Here is an 18,158-nt window from a genome sequence, read left to right on the forward strand (position 1 = left end):
TACCCCCTAGACCCCGGGGCCGTCCAGCCAGGGCTTACTCCGTGCTCACCCCCTGCTCCACCTGCTGGTGGACGGGCTCCACCATGCGGAAGTGGGCCGCGGGGTCCTGGAGGAGCCTCTCCAGGCGGGCGGCCTTCTCCTCCCGCTTGGCCTCCCGCAGGAGGCGGAGGTAGGCGGAAAGGAGTTCCCGCACGTCCTCCACCCCCCGGAGGTCCAGGGGCCGGACGGCCACCTTGGCCCCCTTGGCCAGACGGCGGCGCATGGCCTCCTCGGTGAGGCCCATCTCCGGCCAGTGGCGCAGGTAGACCCGGCCCCCCGTCATCCCCGAGCAGATCCAGGGCCCAGGGTCCCCCAGGACCAGGGCCCGCCCCCGGGTCATGTACTCAAAGGCGAAGCCCTTGGCCTGGGCCCGGGCCGCCAGGTTGCCCAGCTCATCCCGCAAGGGGCGCTCGGGCTCCCCGCCCAGGATCACGTCCGCCCCGGAAAGCCGGATGCAGAAGCGGCTGTCCGCCATCCCCTCCACCACGAGGAGGCCACCGATGGCCCCGTAGGCGAAGCTCTTGCCCACGGACCCGTCCACGTAGGCCCCGTAGGGGTTCCTGCCCTTCAGGATGGCCACGGTGCCGCCGAAGGCGCTCTTGGCCACCCCGTCCTGGGCCCCGCCTTCCACCACCACCTTCATGCCCTCGAGGTTGAAGGCCGCCAGGCCATTGCCGGCCACGCTCCCCGCGTCAAAGCGAAGCTCCACCTCGGCCTCAAACCCCTTGCCGTAAAGCCGCCTGCGGGCGATCTCCCCCGCCAGGTGGGCCCCCAGGGCGCGGTCCGTGGAGTCCACGGGACCTTCCTGGAAGACCAGCCGCCGCCCACCCTCCCCGTAAGCCGCCATGACCACCTCGGTGATGGTGCGGGTGAGCTGGTTCAGGGGCTTGCGCAGCACGTGGGCCGAGGTGTCCTGAAGCCAGTCGGGCTCCTCCACCGGCTGGAAGAAGTAGGAAAGGTCCAAGGCCTCCAGGTGGTCCCGCTGGTAGAGGAGGTCAGCGCGCCCCCGCAGCTCCCGGAGGGAACGGAACCCCAAGGCGGCCACCATCTCCCGCAGGGCCTCGGCCTTGGCCTCAAAGAAGCGGACCAGCTGCTCCACCGCGCGGTCCAGGTCCTGGGGCACGAAGCGCTTCAGGCCGTGGGCCAGGGCCTCCTCCACGCTCTCGATCTGGGTGGTGATGCCCACGTGGCAGGTGTCCAGCTGGCAGCCCCGGCAGATGGTGCAGCCGATGGCCACCATGGCCATGGTGGCCATCCCCACCCGGTCCGCCCCTAGGAGGACCATGCGGAGCACGTCGTAAGCGGTCTTGAGACCGCCGTCGGCCCAAAGCTCCACCCGGTCCCGCAACCCCGCCCGCACCAGGGCCCGGTGGGCCCGGCGCACCCCGATCTCCACCGGAAGGCCCGCGTACTTGAGGGCGTGGAGCCGGGCCGCCCCCGTCCCCCCCTCAAACCCCGAGAGGGTGATGACATCCGCCCCCGCCTTGGCGATGCCCACGGCGATGGTGCCGATCCCGGGGATCACGGGCACCTTCACGGAGACCAGGGCCTTGGGGTTCACCGTCTTCAGTTCCTCAATGAGCTGGGCCAGGTCCTCAATGGAGTAGAGGTCGTGGTTGTTGGAGGGGCTGATGAGGTCCACCCCCGGGACGGCGTTGCGGGCCGCGGCCACCTTGGGGGAGACCTTCTTTCCCGGCAGGTGGCCCCCCTCCCCGGGCTTGGCCCCCTGGCCGATCTTGATCTCAATGACGCTGGCGGAGTTGAGCATGTAGGCGTGGACCCCGAAGCGGCCGCTGGCCACCTGCTGCCCCCGCCAGTGGGTGTACTTGCCCAGCATGTCGGGGATCTCCCCCCCTTCCCCGTTGATGCAGAGCATGTTGAGGCGCTTGGCCGCCTCCACATAGGCCCGGAAGGAGGCCTCCCCCTGGGAGCCGAAGCTCATGGCGCTGATGAGGAAGGGGAGGGAGTGGCCGCCCACGGAGAGGTCCACCTCCTCCGGGGCCACCTCGCTCCGCTCGGGGAAGCGGACCTCCAGAAGCTGCCGGGCCGCCACCGGGCTTTCCCGTTCCAGGGAGCGCACCTTCTCCTGGAAGTGGGCGTAGGGGGCCTGGCCGCCCGCCACCTCCTGGGCCGCCTTGTAGATCCGGGGGTTGAAGCGGAAGTCCTTGGCGGGGGGCACCTTCTCCGCCCGCAAGAAGCCTTCCCTTTCCAGCAGGGTGCGCTCCAGCTCCAGGAAGCCGTAGCCCCCCTGGTGGGAGCCCAGGAAGTTCCGGGTGCCGAAGTACTCGGCCAGCTCGGGCTTGAGCCCGATGGCGCTGAAGATCTTGCCGTAGCCCCGGAGCTCGTGGATGCCCATGGTGGAGATCACCTTTTCCAGGCCCTTGCGGAGGGCCTCCAGGGCGTTGGCTACCCCCTTGCGCCCCTCCAGGGCCCGGGCCTTCTCCTCCAAAAGCCAAGGGGCCACGGCCTCGGCCCCCAGGCCCAGGAGGAAGGCGATGTCGTGCAGGTTCCTAATCCCACCAGAGTGGACCAGGAGCGAGGTGCGCCGCCTTAGGGCAACGCCCTCGGCGTCCCGCTTGAGGAGGGCCCGGTTCACCGCGGCCACCGCCAGGCCGATGTCGATCCACACCCCTCCCTGGAAGGCCTCGCGGTCGGAGAGGATGAGGACCTCGGCCCCCGCTTCCGCGGCCCGCACCGCCTCCTCCTCCAGGCGCTTGAGGCCGAGAAGAAGCCCCTCCTCCACGGTGAACTGGGGCACCAAGGTGGCGGTCTGGAAGCGGGCCTGCACCTCCTCCAGGGTTAGGGTGCCGAAGGCCTCGGCCAGGCCCTGGTCCGCCTCCAGGACGATGGGCAAAAGGAGCTCCTCCACCCGCCCCCCACCCCGCCCGTCGGGCAGGGGGCGGCGGCCTAAGAGGGTGCGGGTGGAGAAGTGCTCGATCTCCCGCTCCCGGTCAATGGCCGGGTTGGTCACCACGGCCACGGTTTCCTTGAAGAACTCCGCCAGGTTGGGCTTCTCCGGGTTCAGGGCCGCCAGAGGGCCGTCGTAGCCCAGGGAGCCGATGGGCTCGTTGCCCGTCTTGGCCAGGGCCTCGAGGTAGGCCCCGTCCCAGCGGTCCCAGCCGTAGGCCCGCTCCAGGCCCAAGGGGGGCGGGGCGGGCTTCTCCTCCACCTCCACCCCGCTTCCCCCCGCCACTGGGGGCGGGGCCGCGCGCAGGGGCCCCGCCAGGTGGACCCTGTACCCCTCCACCGGGGTACGGGCCGAAAGGCGCTCCCACACCAGGCGCTGGTGGCGGTCCAAGGGGAGGACCTTGGCCCCTTCCGGGGTGAGGCGGAGGTAGACCTTCTCCCCTGGGGCCAAGGGCTTGGGCTCGGAGACGAACTCCTCGGCGCTGAACACCCCCCTTTCCGAGGAGAAGACGATCTCGTAGGGGGTTTCCAACTGCCACAGGGGCCTAAGGCCCATGGCGTCGGTGGCGAAGACCGCCTCGTCCCGGTGGCGGCTCACGATGGCCGCCGGCCCCTGGGCCAGGGGACCGAAGCGCTGCCGTAGGGCCATGTAGAGGTCCTGGAGCTCCTCCGGCAACCCCTTGATCTCCCCCAAGATGGGGGGGAAGACCAGGTCCATGGCCTCGGGCAGGGAGAGGCCGTAGCGGTAGATAAGCCCCTCCAGCATGCGGTTCAGGTCCTGGGAGTCCGAGCCGCCCGTGCGGGGGATGCCCAGGTGGTCCAGCTCCCGCCGGAGGCGCTCAATGGTGTTGATCTCCCCGTTGTGGCCCAAAAGACCGAAGGGCTGGACCTGCTCAAAGGTGGAGAGGGTGTTGGTGGAGTAGCGGTTGTGGCCCAGGGCGATGGCGCTCTTGAACTCGGGGCGGGAAAGCTCGGGGTAGTAGCGCTTGAGGAGCTCCGCCGCCCCCCGCACCTTGTAGACCACGCTGTAGGTGGAGAGGGAGACCACGTGCACGGGGAACTGGGCCTCGAGGCGCAGGCCGAGCTCCCAAAGGGGCCCGTCCCCGTCGGGGGAAAGCCCCGCCACCTGGAGGAAGATGGGCTCGGTGCGCCGCCCCACGGGGCCTAGGACCTCGCTCACCACCTCCCCCCGGCGGAAATGGACGGGACGCACGCCCAGGCGGCTTCCCTCCGCCTTCAGAAGGGCGTAGAAGTCCTCCAGCCGGGCCTCCTCGGTTTTGGGCAGGAAGAAGTGGCCCACGAAGAAGCGGGGGTTATAGGCCAGCTCCGGCTCCAGGCCCGCCTCCTCCAGGAAGCGGGCCCAAAGCTCCCGGGGGATATCGGTCTGGATCCCCGTCCCGTCCCCCTCACCCCGGATGGCCCCCGCTCGGTGAGCCATGCGGTAGAGGCTCTCCAGGGTCCGCCGCACGATGCGGTGGGAGGGCTTGCCGCTCTTTTCCGCCATGGCGATGATGCCGCAGGCATCCTGGCCTAGGGGGATATCCGGGTAGGCTTCCTTCCAGGTCATCTTGGGGCTCCTTCTTGGGGCTTGGGTTGGGGTGTGGCAAAGATATGCGCGTCGTTCCCCGGATTATACACCCCCCGGGGGGTAGGGTCAATGGGAAAAGGAGCACTTAGGGGCCCGGGACCCGGTGGAAGGCGTTGAGGAAGAGGGGCAGGGCCTCGAGGCGGGCCTCCTGCTCCCTCAGGACCTCCTCAAAGGCCAGGGGGTCCTGGAGGAGGGCGGGAAGGCGGAGCCAGCCCAGGTAGTACTCCCCCGCCTGCCCCGGGTAGCGGAGCCGGGCCCGCTCTTCCGAGAAGAGAAGGACCTCAAAGGCCCCGGGGGAGGCCAGGTAGGGGGCGTTCCCCGCCCGCTTCAGAAAGTCCCTTAGGCGCAAGGGGTTGCTCCAGAAGCCGTAGCGCAGGCGCTCGTCCAACCCCTCCAGGGCGGCATACCGCCCCTCCCGCACCAGGGCCAGGCGGCGGAGGCGGAGCCGGGCGTACTGGGCCAGGGGCAGGATCTCCCGGGAAAGGCCCAGGGCCAGGAGGAGCCTCGAGGCCACCGCGTAGTCCTGGTACTCCCGGTAAGGGTCCACAAGGACAAGATGCCACGGGGATCCGGGGTAGGATGGTGGCATGGATCGGAAGGCCTGGGTCATGCGGGCGGTGGAGGCTCTGCGCTTCGCCACCTTTAAGGAGATCCAGCGCTACCTGGACGAGGAAGGGGAAGCCTTCGCCAACAAGGAGCTGGAGGACACCCTTAGGGCCCTGGTGGCCGAAGGGCGGCTGGAGGAGAAGGAAGGGACCTACCGCCCCGCCCGGAAGAAGGGCGGGGGGGAGGCCTTTGAGAAGCTTTTCGGCTAACGGGAGTAGTTGGGGGCCTCCTTGATCACCACCACGTCGTGGGGGTGGCTCTCAATGAGGCCGGCCATGGTCATGCGCACGAAGCGGGCCTTGCTGCGAAACTCCTCGATGTCCTTGGCCCCCACGTACCCCATGGCGCTCCTCAGCCCCCCCACGATCTGGTAGAGGACATCGGCCACGGGCCCCTTGTAGGGCACCATGCCCTCAATCCCCTCGGGGACCAGCTTCTTGGCCTCGGTCTCCCCGCCCTTGCCCGGATCCTGGAAGTAGCGGTCGGCGGAGCCCTGTTTCATGGCCCCCAGGGAACCCATGCCCCGGTAGAGCTTGTACCGCCGCCCGTCCTTCAAGACCTCCTCCCCCGGGGCCTCCTCGGTGCCCGCCAGCATGCTCCCCAGCATCACCGTGTGGGCCCCGGCGGCGATGGCCTTGGCCACGTCCCCGGTGTACTTGATGCCCCCGTCGGCGATCACCGGCACCCCTAGGTCCGCCACCCCGGCCACGGCCTCGAGGATGGCCGAGATCTGGGGCACCCCCACGCCGGTCACCACCCGGGTGGTGCAGATGGAGCCGGGGCCGATGCCCACCTTCACCGCATCGGCTCCCCTTTCGGCCAGGGCCCTGGCCCCCTCCCGGGTGGCCACGTTCCCGGCGATGACCTCCACCTTCTCCCCGAAGGTCTCCTTCAGGTAGGCCAGGGCCTCCAGGATGCCCTTGGAGTGGCCGTGGGCCGAGTCCAGCACCAAAACGTCCACCCCCGCCTCCACCAGGGCCTGGGCCCTTTCGGGCAGGTCCCGGCTGGCCCCCACCGCCGCCCCCACCCGCAGGCGGCCCAGGGGGTCCTTGGCCGCAAAGGGGTACTGCTTGCGCTTCACGATGTCCTTCAGGGTGAGAAGCCCCCGCAGCTTCCCCGTTTCGTCCACCAGGGGGAGCTTCTCCACCTTGTGCCGCCGTAGGATCTCCTCCGCCTCCTCCAAGGTGGTGCCCGGGGGGGCGGTGATGAGGCGCTCCAAGGGGGTCATGACCTCGGTGACGGGGCGCTTGAGGTCGCGCTCAAAGCGCAGGTCGCGGTTGGTGACCAGGCCCAGAAGCTTCCCGTAAAGGTCCACCACCGGCAACCCCCCGATGCGGTACTCCCGCATGAGGCGCTCCGCGTCCTCCAGGGTGGCCGTGGGGGGCAGGGTCACGGGGTCCTGGATCATCCCCGCCTCCGAGCGCTTCACCTTGCGCACCATGGCCGCCTGGGCCTCAATGGAAAGGTTTTTGTGGATAACCCCAAGCCCCCCCTCCCGGGCCATGGCGATGGCCATCTCCGCCTCGGTCACCGTGTCCATGGCCGCGGAGAGGATGGGGATGTTCAGGGTAAGGCGCTTGGTAAGCCGGGTGGTTACCGAAACCTCCTTGGGCAGGACCTCGGAGTAGCCGGGCAGGAGGAGGACGTCGTCAAAGGTGAGGCCCTCGTAGAGGATCTTCCCCTCGTACATGTTCCCTAGGGTATACCCTTCCCGAGGGAAAGCGCTACCCCCACCCTGTAGGGGTGGGGGCTTAGTGGTGGGCGGCGTAGGACTTGAACCTACGACCTCTCGCGTGTGAGGCGAGCGCTCTTCCGCTGAGCTAGCCGCCCCTGACCCTTTGAAGGGTAGCACGGGGCGGGAAAGCCTGTCAAGCAAAGGGGTTTGACCCTCTCCTGACAAAGCCTTGGCTAGACTGAGGGCGTGGCCACGGTGCTCTTGGTGGAGGACGAGCCGGCGGTGCGCCTGGGGGTGCGCCTGGCCCTGGAGCGGGCGGGGCACCGGGTGCTGGAGGCGGGCAGCGCCGGTGAAGCCTGGCCCCTCCTGAAGGAGGCCGAGCTGGTGGTCCTGGACTGGATGCTCCCCGACGAACCCGGGGTCAGGCTTCTGGAAAGGATGCGCCAGGGGGTCCACGCCGAGCTCCCCGTCCTCCTCCTCACCGCCCGGGCCGAGGTGCGGGACCGGGTGGAGGGCCTAAGCCGGGGGGCGGACGATTACCTGGTCAAGCCCTTCGCCACCGAGGAGCTTTTGGCCCGCCTCGAGGCCCTGCTGCGCCGGGCGGGCAAGCGCAAGGTGCTCAAGCGGGGCCCCCTCCTCCTGGACCTGGAGCGCATGGAGGCAAGCCTAGAGGGCCAGCCCCTCCCCCTTACCCGGCGGGAGTTTGAGCTTTTGGCCTTCCTGGCCCAGCGCCCGGGCCGGGTCTACACCCGGGAGGAGCTCCTGGAGGCCGTCTGGGGCCCCGACTACCTGGGCACCCCCAGGACGGTGGACCAGCACATCCTGCAGCTGAGGGAGAAGCTCCGGGAAGACCCCAAGGCCCCCCGCTTCCTGGAAACCGTGCGGGGCCTGGGCTACCGCTTCCGGGGGGAAGGGTGAAGGAACTCCTGGCCGAGGCCTGGGAGGAGGCCCTGGAGGGCCTGATCCTGCACCAAAGGCGGGAGGTGGTCTACCTGAACCCGGCCGCGGCCCAGCTCCTGGGGGTAAACCGGGAACGGGTGGTGGGCCGTCCCCTCCTCCTGGCCCTGAGGGACCACCGCCTGGAGGCCCTGGCCCTCCACGGGGGGGAACGCACCCTGGAGGTGCGGGGCCGCTGGCTCCGGGCCAGGGCCCTCCCGGGAAGGCTCTACCTCCTGGACGAAACCGAGGCCCATCAACGCCTTTTGGCCCTGGAGGAGGCCACCCAAACCCTGGCCCACGAGCTCCGTACCCCCCTTTCCGGCATGGGCCCCCTCCTGGAAGCCCTCACCCCCAGAACCGCCCAGGAACGGGAGGTCCTGGACCTCCTCAAGGGGGAGGTGGCCCGCCTTTCCCGCCTGGTGCGGGACCTCACCCCGCACCAGCCCGGCCCCAAGCGCACCTTCCCCCTGGAGGAGCTCTGGCCCCGCCTCGAGGCCCTCCTGCGGGAAAGGCTTAAGGGGCGGCAGGTGGCGGTGGACCTGCCCCACACCGCCCACAGCGATCCCGAGGCCCTCTTGCAGATCCTCCTCAACCTCCTGGAAAACGCCCTCAAGTACGGCCAGGATCCCATCCGCCTCCTCTCCTGGGAAGGGGATGGCCGCCTCCACCTGGAGGTGCGGGACCAGGGGCCCGGGCTTCCCGAGTACGAAAGCCTCTTCCTCCCTGGCCGCCGCGGCCCCGTGCGGGAGGGGGGGCAGGGGCTTGGCCTCTACCTGGTGCGCCGCCTGGCCCGGGGCCTGGGGGGGGAGGCCTACGCCCTTCGGGCGGGCAGGGAGAACGTCTTCGGGGTCTGGATTCCCCTACACTAAGGCGAGGAGGTACGCGGAATGCGCGAAGCCCTAGACCGTGCCCTAAACCAGCTTTTGGAGGAAACCTTGCGCATGCTCTCCCTGGTGCGGGAGATGACCCAGGAGGCCACGGAGGCCCTGGTGGAGGGCAGCGAGGCCAAGGCCGAGGCGGTGATCGCCAAGGACCGGGAGGTGGACGCCCTGGAGCTCAAGGTGGAGAACGAGGCCATCGCCCTCATCGCCCGCCACCAGCCGGTGGCCTCGGACCTTAGGCTCATCTTCACCGTCATCAAGGCCCTCACCGACCTGGAACGGGCCGGGGACTACGCCATGCACGTGGCCGAGGACGCCCTTTTCCTCACCAAGGAACCGCCCCTCAAGCGCTACGTGACCCTTCCCGAAATGGGGCGGAAGCTCCTGGAGATGATGGACATCCTGGCCAAAGCCGCCGCCGAGCGGGACGTGGCCCTGGCCCGAAAGGTGGTGGAGCTGGACGACCAGGTGGACGGGCTCTACGAGGAGATCACCCGGGAGCTCATCACCTACATGATGGAGGACGCCCGCACCATCACCAAGGCCCTGACCCTGATGCGGGTGGCCCGGAGCTACGAGCGCCTGGGGGACCACCTGGAGAACATCGCCGAGCGGGTGATCTACTGGCTCACCGGAGAGGTGTACAAGACCCCCGAGGACATCTACTGATGGGCAAGGCCAGGAACCAGGGGGAGGAGGCGGTGTTGGCGGAACTGGCCGCCTGGCCCGAGCCCGACCGCACCCTGGGGGAGAGGCTCCACGCCCTGGTCCGGGCCCTGGCCCCAGGCCTTTCCCCCAGGCTCTGGTACGGGATGCCCGCCTACGCCCAGGGGGGGAAGGTGCTCCTCTTCCTGCAGCCAGCCCACCGCTTCCGGACCCGCTACGCTACCCTGGGCTTCACCGACCAGGCCCGGCTGGACCAGGGAAACCTCTGGCCCGTGGCCTTCGCCCTAAAGGGCCTGGGCCCCGAGGAGGAGGCCCTGATCGCGAGCCTCCTGCGGCGGGCCCTCGAGGGCCCCTAGTCCTCCTCCCCCGCGGCCACCGCCTGCCTGCGGCCCGCCTTCCACTCCAGGCCCGCCCAGACGAAGTCCAGCAGGTCCCCGTCCAAGACGTTCTGCGGGTCAAAGCGCATGAGGCCGGTGCGGTGGTCCTTCACGTACTGCTTGTCCAGCACGTAGCTGCGGATCTGGCTTCCCCACTCAATGGGCCGCACCTCGCCCCGCAGCTTCTGCAGCTCTTCCTGCTTCTTCTTCCACTCCAGCTCAAAAAGCCGGGAGCGGAGGACCTTCATGGCCAGCTCCTTGTTCTTGATCTGGCTGCGGGTGGTCTGGCAGGTGACGGTGATCCCCGTGGGCAGGTGGACGATGCGCACCGCGCTGTCGGTGGTGTTCACCCCCTGGCCCCCGTGCCCCTGGGAGCGGAACACGTCAATGCGCAGGTCCTCGGGGCGGATGACCACCTCCACGCTGTCGTCCACCTCGGGCATCACCTCCACCCCGGCGAAGGAGGTGTGGCGGCGCCCGGAGGCGTCAAAAGGGGAAGGGCGCACCAGGCGGTGGACCCCGGCCTCAGGAGAGAGGAGGCCATAGGCGTTCTCCCCCCGCACCAGGATCTGGGCGTAGTCGATGCCGGCCTCCGCCCCCGGGGTGAGGTCCACCACCTCCACCGCGAAACCCTGGCGCTCGGCGAAGCGGGTGTACATCCTGAGGAGCATCTCCGCCCAGTCGCAGGCCTCCGTACCCCCAGCCCCCGGCTGGATGGTCAGGATGGCGTTTTTCTCCGCGTGGGGGAAGGCCAGGAGGGTTTCGTGGTAAAGCCCTTCCAGGCGCCGGGCGGCCTCCTCCAGCTCAGGCCTCAAAGCTTCCCGCTCCTCGGCGGGGAACTCCTGCCAAAGCTCCACCAGCCCCTGAAGGTCCCCCTCCAAGGCGCGGAAGGTGTCCACGGTCCGACGCAGGCGGGCCGCCTCCTGGCTCACCCGCCTGGCCTCCTCCGGGTTCTGCCAAAGGAGAGGGTCTTCCAGCCGCTTTTCCAGCTCGCTTAGGCGGGCTTCCTTGCCGGGGATGTCAAAGATACCCCCTGAGGCTGTCCAGGCGCTTGAGGAGAAGGTCCAGGTCCATACCCTTCCCAGTATAGCCGCCCGGCACCCCAGGCACAAGCGAGTTGCTATAGGTGCGCGCAGGTTTTATCATGGAGCTGGAGGTGATGGTATGGACCTGGAAGCCCTAGCCCGGGAACTCAAGCGGGAACACCCCCAGGGGTGGCCCAGCGAACGGGAGGGGTTGGTCAGCCTCTTGGTGGGCCGGGGGTATCCCCAAACCCAGGCGGCGCGCCTGGCCGAGGCCCTCGAGGCCCAGGGTTACGCCCACTTCCTCCCCGGGAAGCAAAGCCGCTGGGTTTTCCTCAGCCAACCCCTGAACCTCAAGGCCCTGATGCGGGCCCTGGACCAGGAGTACCGGGAGTTCGTGGGGGAAGGGGACGAGGAGGAGGCCTTGGCCTTCCTCACCGCCCGGCTGGAGGGGGACCGGGCCGTGGCCCAGGAGGTGCTGGAGGCCCTAGGCCACGCGGGGTACGTGGAGCGGGTGTACAGCCCCGAGCTGGAACGGGAGCGCCTCCTCTTCCGCTTTCCTGAGGCCCTGCGCCCCCTCTAGTCCGCGGCCAGGTTCAGGGCCGTCTCTTCCAGGCCCACCCGGGCCCCCAGGGCGCGGAGGCGCTCCTCCAGGTCCTCATACCCCCGCTCCAGGAAATAAACCCCCTCGACCTCGGAAACCCCTTCGGCGCTGAGGGCCGCCACCACCAACCCCCCGCCCGCACGGATATCCAGGGCCTTGACCTGGGCCCCGTGCAGGCGCTTCCCGTTCACCATGAGGATCCGGTCCCGGAGGTAAAGCTCGGCCCCCATGCGGGCCAGCTCCCCCACGTGGGTGAAGCGGTCGGGATAGACCCGGTCGGTGACCGTGCTCTGCCCCGGCACCGTGGCCAGGTAGGCGGTGACGATGGGCTGGAGGTCCGTGGGAAAGCCCGGGTACTCCCGGGCCTCCACGTGGAAGGGCTCGGGCCGGGAAGCGGCCACCAGGCGGACCCAGTCCCGCCCCACCTCCACCCGGTGGCCCGCCTGGCGCAGCTTGTCCAAGAGGGCATCCAGGTGGTCGGGGCGGACCTGGTAGAGGGTGAGGTCCCCCCGGGTGGCTGCCGCCGCCAACAGGTAGGTGCCGGCCTCAATCCGGTCAGGAATGATGCGGTAGGTGCCGCCCCCCAGGTGGGAGGCCCCGCGGACATGGAGGATGGCGCTTCCCAGACCCCGCACCTCCACCCCCAGCATCTCCAGGAAGCGGCCCAGGTCCTCCACCTCGGGCTCCATGGCCGCCTGGACCAGGGTGGCCTCCCCCCCCAGGGCCACGGCCAGCATGGCCTGCTCTGTACCCCCCACCGTGGGCAGGTCAAAGACCACCCGGCCCGAAAGGGGGCGGACCCGGCGGGCGTAAAAGGTATTCCCCTCCTCCACCACCTCAGCCCCCAAAGCCCGCAGGGCCTTTACGTGCTGGTCCACGGGCCGGGCCCCAAAGGCACACCCCCCGGGCAGGGAGATCCGCCCCTCCCCCACCCGGGCCAGCAGGGCCCCCCAGACGATGAAGCTGGCCCGCATCTGCCCCACCAGCTCATACGGGGCGTGGGTGCTCTGGATCTCGGGGGTGTGGAGGTGGAGGGTACGCCCCTCCCACCGGTAGCGGGTACCCAGGTGGGCCAGAAGCTCCAGCATTACCTCCACGTCCCGGAGCCTGGGCACCTCCAGGAGGGTGATGGGCTCCGGGGTGAGGAGGCTCGCGGCCAGGATGGGCAAGGCGGCGTTCTTGGCGGGATAGACCCGCAACTCCCCCCTGAGGGGTGCCCCCCCTTCGATCCGCAGCACCCTCCTGGCCTTCCCCCCGCTTGTGAGCATCATACTCACCTTACTCAAGTTGAGGATATTTGGCCTCGTTCACATTGTCAAGCTGGCCCACCTTCTGCTACACTACCTGCCAAGGAGCGGTATGCCCAAGCGGGAAAAAAAGCGGCTGCAGGTGGTGATTTCCGAGGAGCAAGATGCCCTCCTGACCCGGGCCGCCTACGCCCTTTCCAGCCCTGAACGCCTGGTGTCCAAGTCGGAGGTGGTCCGCCTGGCCATCGCCAAGATCGTGCAGGAGCTGGAGGAGGGCCGGGAGGCCAAGGAGGAGTTGGCGGAACTCCTCAAGCAGCTGGAGCCCGAAGAATAGAATGACGGGCGTGGTCCTGGGCGGCCGGTACCGCCTCGAGGCCCCCCTGGGCTCCGGGGGGATGGCCGAGGTTTGGCGGGCGGTGGACGAGCGCCTAGGCCGCAAGGTGGCGGTGAAGCTCCTCCACCCCCGGGCCCTTCCCCCGGATCGGGAGCGCTTCTTCCTGGAGGTACGGGCCCTTTCCCGCCTCTTCCACCCCGGCATCGTCCAGGTGCTGGACCTCGGGGAGGAAGGAGGGCAGCCCTACTTCGTCATGGAGCTGGTGGAAGGGGGAACCTTTGACCGCCTGGGGCCCTTTGAGGAAGGCCCCGAAGGGGAGCGGATCCTGGAGGCGGCGGCCTTGGTGATGGAGGCCCTGGCCCACCTGCACGCCCAGGGGATCCTGCACCGGGACCTGACCCCCAAGAACATCCTCCTCACCAAGGAGGGCCACCCCAAGGTGATGGACTTCGGCCTGGCCTACCTCCTGCAGGAGCACCGCCACCTTACCCGCACCGGCTACACCCTGGGCACCCCCAGCTACATGGCCCCGGAGCAGGCCAAGGGCCTGCCCCTTACCCCCAAGGCCGACCTTTACAGCCTGGGAGCCGTCCTTTACCGCACCCTCACGGGCCGGCCTCCCTTTGAGGGGGAGAACGACCAGGCCATCCTCTTCCAGCACGTCTACGAGGCGCCCAAACCCCCCCAGGAGCTGAACCCCGCCATTCCTAAGGGGGTGGGGGAGGCGGTGCTGGGCCTTCTGGCCAAGCACCCCGAGGAGCGGCCTGCCCATCCCGGCCTGTTCCGAAGCGGCCTCGAGGGCTTCCGCGCCCTGCGCCTGGCCACCCCCCGGGCGGGGGCCAGCCGCAGCGGCCACTACCCCTTGGCCCCCGACCCCAGGCGGCTTTCCCTGCGGGGCAAGCTGGACCTGGGCGGGGAGGCGGCCTGGCCGGGGGAGATGGTCTACGCCGGGGGCCGGGTCTACCTGGGGGTGGGGCGGGGCCTGGTGGAGGTGGACCTCCTCACGGGGGAGGTGCGCCGGGAACCCCTCCCCGACGAGGTCACCGCCCCCCCGGTGGCCCGGGGCGGGGTGTACGTGGGGAGCTGGGACGGCAAGGTGCGCCGCTTCCGGGGACGGGCCCTGGAGTGGAGCGTGGAGACCGGGGCCGAGGTCACCGCCGCCCCCCTGGTCCTGGGGGGGTACGTGTACGTGGCCAGCCGGGACGGGACCCTTTACGCCTTCTTCCAGGACCGCCTGCGCTTCCGCTTCCACGCCGGGGGCCACCTCTCCGCCAGCCCCACCTTCTACCGGGGCCTCCTCCTCCTGGCCTCGGAGGACGGCTGGCTCTACGCCCTGGACCCCGAGTCGGGGGGGTTGCGCTACAAGGTGAAGACCGGGCCAGTCCACGCCCCCGTGGCCGCCCACCGGGGGGTGGTCTTCATCCCCACCTGGGAGGGGGAGGTGTACGCCTTTGACCCCCTGACCCGGGAAACCCTCTGGAACGCCTCCCTGGAGGGGGAGCTCTGGGGGGGGATGGCCCTGGACGAGGAGCGCCTCTACGTGGCGGGATGGGACGGGATGCTGCGGGCCCTGGACCAGGCCACGGGGGAGGAGGTCTGGAGCCTCGAGGTGGGCAAGGTGACCGCCGGTCTGGCCTACGCCGCCGGACACGTCTTCTTGGCCACAGAGGAGGGCCGCTTCCTGGCGGTGGACCAAAGGGGGCAGGTGGTCTTTGAGGCCACGGGCCTGGGAGCGGTCCAGGTTCCGCCCTTGCCCCTCCCTGGGGAGGTCCTGGTGGTGAGCCTTTCGGGAAGGCTCTACCGCTTTGGCGTAGGATGAGGCCATGGAAGCCATAGCCACCCCCAAGGCCCCCCAGGCCATCGGCCCCTACGCCCAGGCGGTGCGGGCCGGGGGGCTGGTCTTCGTTTCCGGCCAGATCCCCCTGACCCCTGAGGGGCATCTGGTGGAGGGGGATATCCGCGCCCAGAGCGAGCGGGTGATGGAGAACCTCAAGGCCATCCTGGAAGCCGCGGGCTCGAGCCTCTCCCGGGTGGTGCAGACCACCTGCTTCCTGGCCGACATGGAGGACTTCCCCGCCTTCAACGAGGTCTACGCCCGCTACTTCTCCCCCCCCTACCCCGCCCGGGCCACGGTGGCGGTGAAGGCCCTGCCCCGGGGGGTGCGGGTGGAGGTGGCCTGCATCGCCCTGGCGGAATAATGCCAATGGGCAAAAAAGCGTAGAATAACGGCATGACGGAACCGCGGGAAGCCCAGGTGCAGGACCTCGAGGCCCGCTTCCACCAAGGGGATGTGCGCGCCCTGGCCCGGGCCCTCACCCTGGTGGAGTCGGGCCACCCTTTGGGGCAGGCGCTCTTAAAGCGCCTCCGGGGCCGGGGGCGGGCCAAGGTGGTGGGGATCACCGGAAGCCCCGGGGCCGGCAAAAGCACCCTCACCGACCGGCTGATCCTGGAGGCCCGGAAGCGGGGGGAACGGGTGGGGGTGTTGGCGGTGGACCCCTCCAGCCCCTTCACCGGGGGGGCCATCCTGGGGGACCGGATCCGCATGATGCGCCACCACCAGGACCCAGGGGTTTACATCCGTTCCCTGGCCTCCCGGGGGGCCCTGGGGGGGCTCGCCGGGGCCACGGTGGCGGCCTTGAGCCTCCTGGAGGCCTTCGGCTTTGACCGGATCTTCGTGGAAACCGTGGGGGTGGGCCAGAGCGAGGTGGACATCGCCCGGGTGGCGGACACCACCCTCTTGGTGCTCACCCCGGCGGCTGGGGACGCGGTCCAGGCCTTCAAGGCCGGGGTCATGGAGATCGCCGACCTCTTCGCGGTCAACAAGTTTGACCTGCCCGGGGGGGAAAGGATCATCCAGGAGCTAAAAAGCGCCCTGGAGCTCTCCCCTCCCCGCCCAGGGGGGTGGCGCCCCCCCATCTACCCCACGGTGGCGGCCACGGGGGAAGGGGTGGAGGCGCTGTTTACGGGCCTGGAAGCCCACCACCAGCACCTCCTAGCCCACGGCCTTTTGGAGGACCACCGCCTGGAACGGGCCCGCTTTGAGGTGGAAAGCGTCATCCAGGAGTGGGGGCGCCGCCGCACCCGGGAAGGTCTGGAACTGGTGGCCCGGGTAGCCCAAGGGGACCTCTCCCCCGAGGAAGCCGCCATGGCCCTTCTGGACCCCAAAGGGGAGACCTAGCCCCTGCCCAAGCGCAGGAGGGCCTTGCGCACCATCTCCCGCTCGTTGGGATAGGAAAGGCGCTCTAGGGCCTCGGTCACCGGCAGGAAATAGGCGGCCTCCACCTCGGAAAGCTGGGGGCGGGGCTTGCCACCCCGGTAGGCCATGAGGAAGTAGTGGACCTCCTTGCTCACCGTGGTGAGCTCCTCCCCGTCCCGCACGGTGAAGTAGTAGCGCACCTTGCCCAAGGGGGAAAGCACGGCCGCCTCCACCCCCGTTTCCTCCCGCACCTCCCGCACCGCGGTTTCCGGGTAGCGTTCCCCCGGCTCCACCTGCCCCTTGGGCAGGGTGGTCACCCGCCCCCCCTTCAGGGAGACCACCAGCACCTCTGGGGGATCCCCCCGGAGGACCACCCCACCGGCGGAAACCACCCGCTTCCGGGCCACCTTGACCTGCCGCTTCCTCCGCACGTCCTGCTCCCAGGTTCTGGCAACAAAAAAGGGCGCCCGAAGGCGCCCTTTAGGACCGGAAAAGGGGAGAACACCGGGCATGCTCCTTAGAAAGGAGGTGATCCAGCCGCACCTTCCGGTACAGCTACCTTGTTACGACTTCGCCCCAGTCACGGGCCCTACCCTCGGCGCCTGCCCTTAGGCTCCCGGCGACTTCGGGTAAAACCCGCTCCCATGGCGTGACGGGCGGTGTGTACAAGGCCCGGGAACGTATTCACCGCGGCATGGCTGATCCGCGATTACTAGCGATTCCGGCTTCATGGGGTCGGGTTGCAGACCCCAATCCGAACTACGCCCACCTTTCCGCGATTCGCTCCCCGTCACCAGGTCGCAGCGCTCTGTAGTGGGCATTGTAGCACGTGTGTCGCCCAGGCCGTAAGGGCCATGATGACCAGACGTCGTCCCCGCCTTCCTCCTGCTTTCGCAGGCAGTCCCCCTAGAGTGCCCGGCCTCACCCGCTGGCAACTAAGGGCAGGGGTTGCGCTCGTTGCGGGACTTAACCCAACATCTCACGACACGAGCTGACGACGGCCATGCAGCACCTGTGCTAAGGCTCCCCTCACGGGGCACCCCACCCTTTCAGATGGGTTCCCTAGCATGTCAAGGCCTGGTAAGGTTCTTCGCGTTGCTTCGAATTAAACCACATGCTCCACCGCTTGTGCGGGCCCCCGTCAATTCCTTTGAGTTTCAGCCTTGCGGCCGTACTCCCCAGGCGGCGCGCTTATCGCGTTGGCTTCGGCCCCCAGTAAACCCAGAGACCTAGCGCGCATCGTTTAGGGCGTGGACTACCCGGGTATCTAATCCGGTTTGCTCCCCACGCTTTCGCGCCTCAGCGTCACCAATGGGCCAGGTGGCTGCCTTCGCCATCGGCGTTCCTCCCGGTATCTGCGCATTTCACCGCTACTCCGGGAATTCCACCACCCCCTCCCACCGTCTAGCCTGAGCGTATCCCACGCTCCCCCACGGTTGAGCCGTGGTCTTTCACATGGGACGCCCCAGACCGCCTACACGCCCTTTACGCCCAGTAAATCCGGGTAACGCTCGCGCCCTCCGTATTACCGCGGCTGCTGGCACGGAGTTGGCCGGCGCTATTACCTGGGTACCGTCATCCCCCTCATCAGGGCTTTCGTCCCCAGTTCAGGAGTTTACACCCCGAAGGGCTTCCTCCTCCAAGCGGCGTCGCTCCGTCAGGCTTGCGCCCATTGCGGAAGATTCCTAACTGCTGCCTCCCGTAGGAGTGGGGCCCGTGTCTCAGTGCCCCTGTGGCCGGCCATCCTCTCAGACCGGCTACCCGTCGTCGCCTTGGTGGGCTCTTACCCCACCAACTAGCTGATGGGACGCGGGCCCATCCGGAAGCAGGCTCTCACCCTTTAGTCACACCCCACAGGGCGTGACCACATGGGGGATTAGCCTAGGTTTCCCCAGGTTGTCCCCCTCTTCCAGGTAGGTCACCCACGCGTTACTCACCCGTCCGCCGCTGACCATGAGTATCCCCATGGCCCGCCCGACTTGCATGTCTTAGGCACGCCGCCAGCGTTCACCCTGAGCCAGGATCAAACTCTCCAACCAAAAAACGCCTGTAAGGCGTAGGTGTGCTTGGTTTCCGG

16 protein-coding genes, 1 tRNA gene and 1 rRNA gene are annotated in these 18,158 nt (G+C 69.0%); 10 read left to right on the plus strand and 8 right to left on the minus strand.

Annotated elements, in window-relative coordinates:
* Window positions 1-34: 34 nt before the first annotated feature.
* Together TCCBUS3UF1_RS09160 and TCCBUS3UF1_RS09165 are read right to left on the minus strand one after the other, a co-directional pair.
* Window positions 35-4,513 (minus strand): glutamate synthase-related protein, encoded by a 4,479-nt coding sequence (locus TCCBUS3UF1_RS09160; RefSeq protein WP_014516229.1) that lies wholly within the window; start codon window positions 4,511-4,513, stop codon window positions 35-37.
* Between the two features lie 106 nt (window positions 4,514-4,619).
* Complete coding sequence (locus tag TCCBUS3UF1_RS09165) at window positions 4,620-5,081, minus strand: hypothetical protein (RefSeq protein ID WP_014516230.1); 462 nt, start codon at window positions 5,079-5,081, stop codon at window positions 4,620-4,622.
* Window positions 5,082-5,121: 40 nt separating this feature from the next.
* On the opposite strand from TCCBUS3UF1_RS09165, the gene TCCBUS3UF1_RS09170 reads away from it, so the two are divergent.
* Window positions 5,122-5,349, plus strand: coding sequence for a hypothetical protein (locus TCCBUS3UF1_RS09170; protein WP_014516231.1), 228 nt, complete (start codon window positions 5,122-5,124; stop codon window positions 5,347-5,349).
* Here TCCBUS3UF1_RS09170 and guaB read toward each other — a convergent pair.
* Both guaB and TCCBUS3UF1_RS09180 read right to left on the minus strand, forming a co-directional pair.
* The gene (gene guaB, locus TCCBUS3UF1_RS09175; RefSeq protein ID WP_014516232.1) at window positions 5,346-6,830 is read right to left on the minus strand and encodes an IMP dehydrogenase; all 1,485 of its coding nucleotides are present in this window, start codon (window positions 6,828-6,830) and stop codon (window positions 5,346-5,348) included. The two genes, TCCBUS3UF1_RS09170 and guaB, sit on opposite strands and share 4 nt — an antisense overlap.
* 65 nt (window positions 6,831-6,895) lie before the next feature.
* Window positions 6,896-6,970 (minus strand) — tRNA-Val (locus TCCBUS3UF1_RS09180).
* A gap of 91 nt (window positions 6,971-7,061) precedes the next feature.
* On the opposite strand from TCCBUS3UF1_RS09180, the gene TCCBUS3UF1_RS09185 reads away from it, so the two are divergent.
* Genes TCCBUS3UF1_RS09185 through TCCBUS3UF1_RS09200 form a run of 4 tightly spaced genes read left to right on the plus strand, consistent with a single transcriptional unit; the run spans window position 7,062 to window position 9,657 of the window.
* On the plus strand, window positions 7,062-7,733 hold the full coding sequence (locus tag TCCBUS3UF1_RS09185; protein WP_014516233.1) for a response regulator transcription factor: 672 nt from the start codon (window positions 7,062-7,064) through the stop codon (window positions 7,731-7,733).
* Window positions 7,730-8,623, plus strand: a complete 894-nt coding sequence (locus tag TCCBUS3UF1_RS09190; protein WP_014516234.1) for a HAMP domain-containing sensor histidine kinase — start codon at window positions 7,730-7,732, stop codon at window positions 8,621-8,623. Before TCCBUS3UF1_RS09185 ends, TCCBUS3UF1_RS09190 begins: the two co-directional genes overlap by 4 nt.
* A gap of 18 nt (window positions 8,624-8,641) precedes the next feature.
* The gene (gene phoU / locus TCCBUS3UF1_RS09195) at window positions 8,642-9,304 is read left to right on the plus strand and encodes a phosphate signaling complex protein PhoU (protein WP_014516235.1); all 663 of its coding nucleotides are present in this window, start codon (window positions 8,642-8,644) and stop codon (window positions 9,302-9,304) included.
* On the plus strand, window positions 9,304-9,657 hold the full coding sequence (locus TCCBUS3UF1_RS09200) for an iron chaperone (protein WP_014516236.1): 354 nt from the start codon (window positions 9,304-9,306) through the stop codon (window positions 9,655-9,657). Before phoU ends, TCCBUS3UF1_RS09200 begins: the two co-directional genes overlap by 1 nt.
* On the opposite strand, the gene prfB is transcribed toward TCCBUS3UF1_RS09200, so the two are convergent.
* Window positions 9,654-10,752 (minus strand): peptide chain release factor 2 gene (gene prfB / locus TCCBUS3UF1_RS09205; protein ID WP_155983289.1). Its coding sequence is split into 2 segments (ribosomal slippage): window positions 9,654-10,700 and window positions 10,702-10,752, totalling 1,098 coding nucleotides; the frame shifts between segments, so codons are not numbered across the junction. The genes TCCBUS3UF1_RS09200 and prfB overlap by 4 nt on opposite strands.
* A gap of 90 nt (window positions 10,753-10,842) precedes the next feature.
* On the opposite strand from prfB, the gene TCCBUS3UF1_RS09210 reads away from it, so the two are divergent.
* A complete protein-coding gene (locus tag TCCBUS3UF1_RS09210) occupies window positions 10,843-11,283 on the plus strand; it encodes a hypothetical protein (RefSeq protein WP_014516238.1) in 441 nt (146 codons plus the stop codon).
* Here TCCBUS3UF1_RS09210 and murA read toward each other — a convergent pair.
* Window positions 11,280-12,575 carry a UDP-N-acetylglucosamine 1-carboxyvinyltransferase gene (gene murA / locus TCCBUS3UF1_RS09215; RefSeq protein WP_014516239.1) on the minus strand — a complete coding sequence of 432 codons (1,296 nt, stop codon included), beginning with the start codon at window positions 12,573-12,575 and terminating at the stop codon, window positions 11,280-11,282. The two genes, TCCBUS3UF1_RS09210 and murA, sit on opposite strands and share 4 nt — an antisense overlap.
* Before the next feature lie 88 nt (window positions 12,576-12,663).
* Between murA and TCCBUS3UF1_RS09220 the strand changes: the two genes are divergently transcribed.
* Genes TCCBUS3UF1_RS09220 through meaB form a run of 4 tightly spaced genes read left to right on the plus strand, consistent with a single transcriptional unit; the run spans window position 12,664 to window position 16,063 of the window.
* Window positions 12,664-12,885, plus strand: coding sequence for a hypothetical protein (locus tag TCCBUS3UF1_RS09220; RefSeq protein ID WP_014516240.1), 222 nt, complete (start codon window positions 12,664-12,666; stop codon window positions 12,883-12,885).
* A gap of 1 nt (window position 12,886) precedes the next feature.
* Window positions 12,887-14,704 carry a PQQ-binding-like beta-propeller repeat protein gene (locus tag TCCBUS3UF1_RS09225; RefSeq protein ID WP_014516241.1) on the plus strand — a complete coding sequence of 606 codons (1,818 nt, stop codon included), beginning with the start codon at window positions 12,887-12,889 and terminating at the stop codon, window positions 14,702-14,704.
* Between the two features lie 4 nt (window positions 14,705-14,708).
* Entirely contained in the window at window positions 14,709-15,083 is a 375-nt protein-coding gene (locus TCCBUS3UF1_RS09230; RefSeq protein ID WP_014516242.1) for a RidA family protein, read from the plus strand.
* Between the two features lie 32 nt (window positions 15,084-15,115).
* Complete coding sequence (gene meaB / locus TCCBUS3UF1_RS09235) at window positions 15,116-16,063, plus strand: methylmalonyl Co-A mutase-associated GTPase MeaB (protein WP_014516243.1); 948 nt, start codon at window positions 15,116-15,118, stop codon at window positions 16,061-16,063.
* Here meaB and TCCBUS3UF1_RS09240 read toward each other — a convergent pair.
* Together TCCBUS3UF1_RS09240 and TCCBUS3UF1_RS09245 are read right to left on the minus strand one after the other, a co-directional pair.
* Complete coding sequence (locus tag TCCBUS3UF1_RS09240) at window positions 16,060-16,512, minus strand: NUDIX hydrolase (protein WP_014516244.1); 453 nt, start codon at window positions 16,510-16,512, stop codon at window positions 16,060-16,062. The two genes, meaB and TCCBUS3UF1_RS09240, sit on opposite strands and share 4 nt — an antisense overlap.
* 90 nt (window positions 16,513-16,602) lie before the next feature.
* Window positions 16,603-18,120 (minus strand): 16S ribosomal RNA (locus TCCBUS3UF1_RS09245).
* Window positions 18,121-18,158 lie beyond the last annotated feature (38 nt).

The sequence above is a fragment of the Thermus sp. CCB_US3_UF1 genome (assembly GCF_000236585.1).
Classification (GTDB): domain Bacteria; phylum Deinococcota; class Deinococci; order Deinococcales; family Thermaceae; genus Thermus.

What these genes read in the sequence shown, in the direction of transcription:
- TCCBUS3UF1_RS09160 (WP_014516229.1), bottom strand. Translation starts at nt 4,513, where the DNA reads ATGACCTGGAAGGAAGCCTACCCGGATATCCCCCTAGGCCAGGATGCC.
- TCCBUS3UF1_RS09170 (WP_014516231.1), top strand. Translation starts at nt 5,122, where the DNA reads ATGGATCGGAAGGCCTGGGTCATGCGGGCGGTGGAGGCTCTGCGCTTC.
- guaB (WP_014516232.1), bottom strand. Translation starts at nt 6,830, where the DNA reads ATGTACGAGGGGAAGATCCTCTACGAGGGCCTCACCTTTGACGACGTC.
- phoU (WP_014516235.1), top strand. Translation starts at nt 8,642, where the DNA reads ATGCGCGAAGCCCTAGACCGTGCCCTAAACCAGCTTTTGGAGGAAACC.
- TCCBUS3UF1_RS09200 (WP_014516236.1), top strand. Translation starts at nt 9,304, where the DNA reads ATGGGCAAGGCCAGGAACCAGGGGGAGGAGGCGGTGTTGGCGGAACTG.
- TCCBUS3UF1_RS09210 (WP_014516238.1), top strand. Translation starts at nt 10,843, where the DNA reads ATGGACCTGGAAGCCCTAGCCCGGGAACTCAAGCGGGAACACCCCCAG.
- murA (WP_014516239.1), bottom strand. Translation starts at nt 12,575, where the DNA reads ATGATGCTCACAAGCGGGGGGAAGGCCAGGAGGGTGCTGCGGATCGAA.
- TCCBUS3UF1_RS09220 (WP_014516240.1), top strand. Translation starts at nt 12,664, where the DNA reads ATGCCCAAGCGGGAAAAAAAGCGGCTGCAGGTGGTGATTTCCGAGGAG.
- TCCBUS3UF1_RS09225 (WP_014516241.1), top strand. Translation starts at nt 12,887, where the DNA reads ATGACGGGCGTGGTCCTGGGCGGCCGGTACCGCCTCGAGGCCCCCCTG.
- TCCBUS3UF1_RS09230 (WP_014516242.1), top strand. Translation starts at nt 14,709, where the DNA reads ATGGAAGCCATAGCCACCCCCAAGGCCCCCCAGGCCATCGGCCCCTAC.
- meaB (WP_014516243.1), top strand. Translation starts at nt 15,116, where the DNA reads ATGACGGAACCGCGGGAAGCCCAGGTGCAGGACCTCGAGGCCCGCTTC.